Annotated in this window: 10 protein-coding genes; 1 reads left to right on the forward strand and 9 read right to left on the reverse strand. The window is 36.0% G+C overall.

Features of this window, described 5'->3' with window-relative positions:
* Window positions 1-441: 441 nt before the first annotated feature.
* From EJK17_RS10715 to EJK17_RS10755, 9 genes are all read right to left on the reverse strand, one after another.
* A complete protein-coding gene (locus EJK17_RS10715) occupies window positions 442-1,008 on the reverse strand; it encodes a helix-turn-helix domain-containing protein (RefSeq protein WP_236629366.1) in 567 nt (188 codons plus the stop codon).
* Window positions 1,009-1,241: 233 nt separating this feature from the next.
* Entirely contained in the window at window positions 1,242-1,955 is a 714-nt protein-coding gene (locus EJK17_RS10720) for an Rpn family recombination-promoting nuclease/putative transposase (RefSeq protein ID WP_236629367.1), read from the reverse strand.
* Between the two features lie 128 nt (window positions 1,956-2,083).
* Window positions 2,084-3,805 (reverse strand): glycosyltransferase family protein, encoded by a 1,722-nt coding sequence (locus EJK17_RS10725; RefSeq protein ID WP_103662140.1) that lies wholly within the window; start codon window positions 3,803-3,805, stop codon window positions 2,084-2,086.
* A 15-nt stretch (window positions 3,806-3,820) separates the two neighbouring features.
* Window positions 3,821-4,747: a glycosyltransferase family 2 protein gene (locus EJK17_RS10730; protein ID WP_103662141.1), complete on the reverse strand. Its 927-nt coding sequence runs from the start codon at window positions 4,745-4,747 to the stop codon at window positions 3,821-3,823.
* A complete protein-coding gene (locus tag EJK17_RS10735; RefSeq protein WP_103662147.1) occupies window positions 4,744-5,160 on the reverse strand; it encodes a GtrA family protein in 417 nt (138 codons plus the stop codon). Before EJK17_RS10735 ends, EJK17_RS10730 begins: the two co-directional genes overlap by 4 nt.
* A 126-nt stretch (window positions 5,161-5,286) precedes the next feature.
* Window positions 5,287-5,577, reverse strand: a complete 291-nt coding sequence (locus EJK17_RS10740) for a hypothetical protein (protein ID WP_103662142.1) — start codon at window positions 5,575-5,577, stop codon at window positions 5,287-5,289.
* A gap of 53 nt (window positions 5,578-5,630) precedes the next feature.
* On the reverse strand, window positions 5,631-6,020 hold the full coding sequence (locus EJK17_RS10745; protein WP_103662143.1) for a helix-turn-helix domain-containing protein: 390 nt from the start codon (window positions 6,018-6,020) through the stop codon (window positions 5,631-5,633).
* A 35-nt stretch (window positions 6,021-6,055) separates the two neighbouring features.
* Window positions 6,056-6,517 (reverse strand): hypothetical protein, encoded by a 462-nt coding sequence (locus EJK17_RS10750; protein WP_127796424.1) that lies wholly within the window; start codon window positions 6,515-6,517, stop codon window positions 6,056-6,058.
* Between the two features lie 20 nt (window positions 6,518-6,537).
* On the reverse strand, window positions 6,538-6,849 hold the full coding sequence (locus tag EJK17_RS10755) for a helix-turn-helix domain-containing protein (protein ID WP_103662145.1): 312 nt from the start codon (window positions 6,847-6,849) through the stop codon (window positions 6,538-6,540).
* Between the two features lie 200 nt (window positions 6,850-7,049).
* Between EJK17_RS10755 and tnpB the strand changes: the two genes are divergently transcribed.
* A complete protein-coding gene (tnpB, locus tag EJK17_RS11930) occupies window positions 7,050-7,259 on the forward strand; it encodes an IS66 family insertion sequence element accessory protein TnpB (protein ID WP_255409193.1) in 210 nt (69 codons plus the stop codon).
* Window positions 7,260-7,460: the final 201 nt, after the last annotated feature.

Raw genomic sequence — 7,460 nt, forward strand, 5'->3', positions numbered from 1 at the left:
TCTAATGTGTTTTTGTTCTTAACATCAGACTACTGGTCTTTTTGTTTTGGAGTCAAGTCCTAAAATGGATTTGACTCTTTTTAATTTGTAACTAAGCGTCACCGCAAACTATTTTACACTTAGATTTTTTACTGTTGACTTTCTGATTCATTACTAATTCATTTTGCCACAGATACAGTTTTAAGTTTCTCACAGTATCGTATCCGTATCCTATAAAGTATCAGAAATAACTGATAAATAGCCACTATCTTTTAAAATTGCTCTAAAAGTTTCGACTCTTGTTTGATCATGCTAAACAAAACTTCATAGTACACGCCTAATAGTCGATAAAATACAATAACGAGATCAGTTGGTAAATCATGCAGCTCGTACAACGTATTCTTGCTTAGCAAGTTGGTGGTAACAACAATTTAAGAAGTTCACAGCCAACAAAGCTATAAATTACAGAGTAAAAGTATCATGAACATTATTCTTTTTATAGGCTTTGAAAGCCAAATCAACCAAATAATAGGCATCGTCAAGATCAAATACAATTACGGTCTGACTTAATAGATGATAAGAAATCCGATTCCTGTCCTTGTTCAAGATAATTGCTTTTATCTTCTGCTTCATTTCGGGAGTAACCATTTGGTTAGAATGCGTAACCCAAGCATAGGCATTTTGCAATCGAAATTCTAATTGAAAACTATCTTTAACTTCTCCACTTTTAATTTTGGCTACAATCTGATCTAGTGTCTTGAGATCTTTTCTATTCTGAGCAAATGAAATTTGATTGATCAATTCAAAATTAGGATTTTCTTTAAATGATTGAAAATTTAGTCTTTGAAAAAAATCAACGACATCTACATGATTAGCTGATAAGATCTTCACTAATACATCAGCATCAATCGAGTGCACGCCACGCTCAACCTTTGAATAAAATGATGTGGTTACGATTCCAGCTGCCATTTGTGTTTGCGTTAACCCTGTTTGAACGCGAACTTGTTTAAGAGCTTGACCAATAGTCATTTGCTTACCCCCTAATTAATAACTAAGTTATCTGATATATTTATCATACTCACTTAATTCAATTTTTCCTACAAAAAGACGCTAGTGAAAAATCCACTAGCGTCTTTGCATAATATTATCTTCCGCAGCCTTTTATTTTTCAGCTTGATTCAACATTCCTTTTAGTTCGGCTTCTGTAAAATCATCACTATAATCTTCTATTAAAAAACTCAAAATCTGAGCCTAACTTATTCCTAAGGACAAGTAACGTTTAATTTCTTTGCTGTCTCTTCTTTTACCTGCCGAGTGGTCATTTCAAGTAATTGTTCTGTGTTCATAGCGTGCTTCTTCCATTCTTTTGTACGACGATAAATTTCCATTGTATCTTTAATTCTGGTAATGAATGGACTATTAGACGTCTCTTCCCCATTCATTAATTTGAGAAAACCCTTTAAACCTTCTGATACAGTTCCTTTGGTACCTCGCCTGTTTAAGTATATTATCTCAGATTGGTCATTCAGTGCAACTGATTGGATTTCTCGACACGTATAAACAAAACTATATTGCTTAAGGCCTTTTCCCTTGGGATCAAATGGTAAAAGGAAAATGACATAAGCTGGTGGTAACTTGGGATATTTCATCCCTTTAAGAAGAGAATCTTCCATCAGTTTATACATATAGAAACGGGCTCGTTGATCTAATCCTTCTCGATCAGAAACTTGCATCTCCAAATCATATAATTTACCTTGACTATCTTTTACCCAAACATCTAAAACAGCCGTCTTTTCCTTCCCATTAACGCTTATTCGTTCCTGAGTATGAACTTCTAATTCTTGAATATCCAACTCGGGAAGAATCTCATGCAGTAAGTTACGACAATTTACTGGATCTTTCATGACATTTTGAAACATAATGTCATCTGTAATTCCGAGTAAATCCTTAACATTGATCTGCTTTCTCTTTTTCAAATAATTTTCCTCCTAATGTTAATATGGTTGAAGTTTTTAGCTTCTACATATTAATTACGCAAAAATAGAAGGTTTCTTTTTTTAATTACAAAAAAACTGCGAATAATTTTATTCACAGTCTCTGACATTTAATTTAAACTAACTTTCTTCTGCTTCACATAGACGCCATAAAATAGTAACAGCATCCAGCCTACAATACTAATTACAAGCAAAATCTTAAACCAAGTTGGCGTCATAAATTGCAACGTAGCAACGTTTTTACCCTTTTTAGCCTTAATAATTGGCTGAGTAATTGTATTTTGCTTTAACTTCGTCATTTGCTTACCGTTCAAAGTCAATCTTGATTGGTGATACATCACAATTGGCAAAGTTCTCTTTTGCGTCTTTTTACTATGCCAAGTTAAAATCAATTTACTGCCATCAACCGCATAATGATAATGCTTGCGTTGATCTAAAATCTGCTTTTGGTAAGTTAAATTAGAGGCATGCTTGGTATATGGCAAATAGTCTGGCTCTAAGTGATTAATTAATTTAAACAACTTGCCACTATTACTATAGCGCAGGACATGTTTCAGTTGTTTACGATGCTTAGTAATTTTACTGTAACTTTGAATAATCACAACATGGTGCGGATTTAAAAATTCTAGAGAGCGCGCTCGATTAACTGCGTAATTAGCAGACAAATTCTGCCCAAAAGCAAAGACCAAACTTAGAATTACTAAGACATTGACGAACTTTACATTCTTCATCAAATAGGTCATTGAAATCCCAATTCCCAGCAGTAAAAGTGGCCAGGCACCTACCATTAATCGATATGGAAATTGTAGCGATGAACCCAAACGTGGGTACAAAGCCTGTAATCGAGCCCAAGGAAAAGCCTTTGAAGAAATCAGCAAAATTATCATTGCGACAAAGGTAATCAGTGTATTAGTCACGTTCTGACGCAAATGAGTTAAGACATAAATTAATTGGAACACCAACAAGATCACCATTGTAAAGAGTAGTGCACCATGAATATTAGTAGTCGGCTTATACTTAACTGTGTGATAAATCAAGTTGTATTGATTTGGCAAAGCGATCTTATTATTCACGAATAAAACCAGCATTGCGCCCCAAATATTGGCGGTTAAAACGAGCGTCGTTCCGATTGCCTTAAGAAAATCAATGATCATTTGCTTCTTTTCAGTAGTCTTAACTAACCCATAAATCGCAAATGGCACATAAGTACAAGCAATAAAGACCGTTGACAATAAGTGCACTTGGGCCAGCAAAGACATAATTAAAGCCATGCTCAACCAGTGAATCGGCTTTTTGCGATCCTCGATCATGTACAGCACCTGCATCATCGCATAAGGCGCAAGGGCTGCACCCCAAGCCATGAAGTTAAAGCGCAAAATTCCCGCTGGAATTCCAAATTGCAAATAAAGTAAGGCTAACAAAATAGCGACCAGTTCATCAACTTTCGCTTTCAAGGCTAACCGGTACATCCTAATTCCGGCAATTAATAAGACAATAAAAATTGTCAGAATTTGGAAATTGAACCAATTATGCACTATGAGTAGCATTAACCCTCCAAGATAAGCTAAAAATGGTGCATAAACGGCATTAAAGATTCTACCTGAATGACTAAAAGCAAAATTAGTTTGAAAATATGAAAAATTGCCGGTCTTAATTTGCATTTTAGTTTCGTAAAAGCGTTGAAAATGTAATAAGGCATCACTTGATAACAGAACTGAGTGGGTCAAGATTTGGTATCTAATCATCAAGTAGATCCCAATCAAAATGACGACATAAGGATAAACCGCCATTCCTACGCGATTCCAATCAACCTTTTTATAATTAAAATTCATTCTATCCCTATTCTCTTATTCTTCTTCTTTAACGATATAGATTGGTCGATTCTTCACTTGTAAATAAATCTTGCCGATATAACGGCCGATAATCCCAATGTAGAGTAGTTGCAAGCCACCAATTAACAAAATGACTGAAACTAAACTGGCCCAACCAAAAATACTAGACCAAGGATTGATCAACTTTCTAACAATCACAAAGATCAAACCAATAATGGATAAGACAAAAGAGGTTAACCCAATCCAAACGGACAAATCAAGCGGCGCTTGCGAAAAGTCGGCAATTCCATTCATGGCATACTTAAATAATTTCCAAGTTGTCCAGTCAGTTTCACCAGCCACCCGTTCAACATTGTGGTACTCCAAGTACTTAGTCTTAAAACCAACCCATGAAAAAATCCCTTTTGAAAAACGGCTATATTCAGGCATTGAAAGCACAGCATCAACCATCTGCCGCGTCATCATCCGGTAGTCCCGCGCACCAGGGACAATTTCAGTCTTAGAAACTTTATTAATCACCTTGTAGAATTGGTCACTCAGAAAAGACTTAAACTTGCCTTCTCCCTTCCGATCAACCCGCCGGCAACCGACAGCATCATATTCACCAGACTCCAGTAACTGATACATTTTTGGCAAAAATTCTGGTGGATCCTGCAAATCAACATCCATTAAGACCACATAATCACCAGGCGCGTTCTTTAAGCCAGCATAAATCGCCGCTTCTTTACCAAAGTTTCTTGAAAAAGAAATATAGTGCACTGCTGGATTTTCTGCATGCAACTTTTTTATCTCTTCTAAAGTATGGTCCTTTGAGCCATCATCGATGAGCCAATATTCAGCCTTTACTGGCATCTCCTTCAGCACTTTTTGCGTAGCTGCATAAAACAGTGGCACCGACTCTTGTTCATTAAAACAAGGCACAACAATCGATAAACTCTTCATTTTTTATTCCCTACTTTTTTAAAAGTAATGATCTTATTAATAATAAATTGAATTAACGTTGCAACAAACGTAGCCACAATCTTAACAATCAAATGAGGATAACCCAATTGATTGACAAAAATGAACAATGAAACGGTCGTAAACACAGTTGTAATTTGCCCAACAAAAAAGTACGAAATAAAGCGAATTAGGAGGTGATCATGAACTTTGAAATTCGTGTAGGAATTCCAGAAGAAGTTATTGATGATCCCACAGGTCGAGGAAATAATATTGGCAATTTCGACATTCATTTTAAAATGCGTCAAAATCGTGTAAACGCCAAAATCCACAACCAATCCTAATACGCCAATTAAAACGTACTTAACTAGTTGAACAAAACTTTCTGAATAAAGTAACTTTTTTGCTTTTTCCATCTCTTTATCCATTAGTTATTCTCAAAATCAACTTTCTTGCTTAACGTACAAACAATAATAATAGCCTTAATTCGGCTTGAAAACAATAGTTTGTAGCTAGCAAATGGATAAGAAAAAAGCAAATTCTTACATATCTAAATAGTTGGTATACCTCGTCAATTCTAAAATCTTCTTAATCTCCTCAGCCTTAGCTTGATCATCTGCTAGCTGAGCTTGGCAATAAGCCGCCAACACTTGATAAAGCGCCGTCGAGTTAGTCGTAACCAATTCAGGAATAGCATCGAAGGCTCTTTTATCTTCTTTGACTTCCTCATGCTTCATACAATATTGCCCATAAGCAATCAAGGTACTTAATAAATATGGTAAATAATACTCTTGGCTCCAAATTTGCGAACTTAAAGAAAAGACGTAATTCATAAGTGTATTCATCTCAGGGAAAGAGGCAAACGGCATCGCAAGCTGAAGTTGGACTAAAGGTTAGGCGTGAACTGACCAACTTGCAAGAATTGTCTTCTTGCCTTTTGTTTAAAATCCGTTGAAAGCTGGTCAGTTGTGCCTGCTAATATCGCATCAATCAGTTTAAAGAATAAGCGATAGTGTTCGTTATAAGCCCGTTGATCATGATTGATAAAAGCTTGATCAATTTCTTGTTCGATTGGAGCAAGATCAAATGGTAGAAAGAAATCATAGAGCGATATATGCAAGTTGTTGAGAATTTGAATGAGTGAAGTGGCATTAATTTCATTCTTGTCTCTTTCAATACGCGAATAATGAGCTTCAGTGATCACACCGGCACATATTTGCGCTTGCGTAATTCTTAATAGCAAGCGCGTTTTCTTCAGTTGCTCTCCAATCGTCATTTTTTACCCCTTCTATATCTATTTTTTGATCAGCTTTAATTCAATCTTTCAAAATAAAAGCCATAATTACCCTCTTTAAGAAAACCAGCTAGTTGCTTCTTCAATTGCTCGTTATGATCTAACTCAGCCTTGAAATACTGGCCAAATAGTTTTTCAACAAAGATTGCTGGATCATGAGACAATTCATCCAAGAACTCCAAATTCTTTTGCATCTCAACTTCGACAAGGTCATGTTGTTTACAGATAAAAACGTACTTCACTACAATTCCCGCCAAAATTTTTAAAGATGAATTAGTATAGTTGTCATCATTCTTATAATGATTGAAAATTGAACTCATTAGGCCTTCTAGATCGGAAAAACTATATAAATCCATCATATTAAGGAACAACCACAGATAACTAGCGTCCCATTTATCGATTTGCAGGATCGTATGCTTGAGATTGGTTTGCATTTTACTTAAATCAGCAACTGAAACGTTATCTAAACGATAAAGCATTAAATCAATGACTTTGCTTGCTAATTGATTATTAAGTTCAGGATCGGCTTGAATTCTTTTAGTTCAGCTCTATCTTGCTTCAAGAATGCACTGCTAATCCGGCGTTCATTGTATAAATTATGCAGTTCAACATTGCCAAAATCATGCAAGAATTCAATAATTGAAATTCCATACTTGGTCAGCAATTTAATCAGACTTGTCGCACTAATTGCGCTTTGATCATTTTCAACACGTGGATAAAAAGATGAATTGATAATGCCGGCGGCCATTTCTTGTTGGCTGAGACCTGACTTTTGCCGCATGCGTTTCAGCTGTTGGCCTACTGTTACCATACTCTGCACTCCTTTTCAGATTTATCTTATGAGAAAAGAAACGGTAAGCGTCAAATAACCAAGTATCTTTCTTAGTCCTCTTTTTTCAGCTATTCTAAACTCATCAAAAATATTGGAGGTTAGAATAATGCTTGAAAAACCACCTATTGTGGCACTGAATCATCCTCCAGTTAGACCGAAGAAGACACGGCCACAGCGGAATAAGCGGTAGAAAAGATCGCTTCAAAGCCCTTTATTGGGACGGTCAAGGCTTCTGGCTGCTCTACAAAAGATTTGAAAATGGAAAAATGAACTGGCCCAGTAATCAAAATGAAGTTCAAGCTCTCTCTGTTAAGCAGGTAGATTGGTTAATGGAGGGCTTCGCAATTAGCCCAAAAATAAAGAACACGAAAGCACGCGAATTCTACTAAAGCTTGACATCGCGCGCTTTTTTGATATGCTTTTGACGCTGACGAAAACAATTGTAAATAAGAGAACTTAAAAAGTAAGCGTAAAAAACTGAAGTATCTTAAAACCCCACCTTGGCTTGTGCTAAGATGGGGTTAATTATATTCAAAATTTATCTGCAGCTTGCCTGCACTTGCTTTGTCCATGGCAAATAAGCCGACAGT

The sequence above is a fragment of the Lactobacillus xujianguonis genome, from assembly GCF_004009905.1.
In the GTDB taxonomy this organism is placed as follows: Bacteria; Bacillota; Bacilli; order Lactobacillales; family Lactobacillaceae; genus Lactobacillus; species Lactobacillus xujianguonis.

Bases quoted from the DNA above. Each gene is read 5' to 3' on its own strand.
- EJK17_RS10715 (WP_236629366.1), bottom strand. From the start codon at position 1,008: ATGACTATTGGTCAAGCTCTTAAACAAGTTCGCGTTCAAACAGGGTTA.
- EJK17_RS10725 (WP_103662140.1), bottom strand. From the start codon at position 3,805: ATGAATTTTAATTATAAAAAGGTTGATTGGAATCGCGTAGGAATGGCG.
- EJK17_RS10730 (WP_103662141.1), bottom strand. From the start codon at position 4,747: ATGAAGAGTTTATCGATTGTTGTGCCTTGTTTTAATGAACAAGAGTCG.
- EJK17_RS10735 (WP_103662147.1), bottom strand. From the start codon at position 5,160: ATGGAAAAAGCAAAAAAGTTACTTTATTCAGAAAGTTTTGTTCAACTA.
- EJK17_RS10740 (WP_103662142.1), bottom strand. From the start codon at position 5,577: ATGAATTACGTCTTTTCTTTAAGTTCGCAAATTTGGAGCCAAGAGTAT.
- EJK17_RS10745 (WP_103662143.1), bottom strand. From the start codon at position 6,020: ATGACGATTGGAGAGCAACTGAAGAAAACGCGCTTGCTATTAAGAATT.
- EJK17_RS10750 (WP_127796424.1), bottom strand. From the start codon at position 6,517: ATGCTTTATCGTTTAGATAACGTTTCAGTTGCTGATTTAAGTAAAATG.
- EJK17_RS10755 (WP_103662145.1), bottom strand. From the start codon at position 6,849: ATGGTAACAGTAGGCCAACAGCTGAAACGCATGCGGCAAAAGTCAGGT.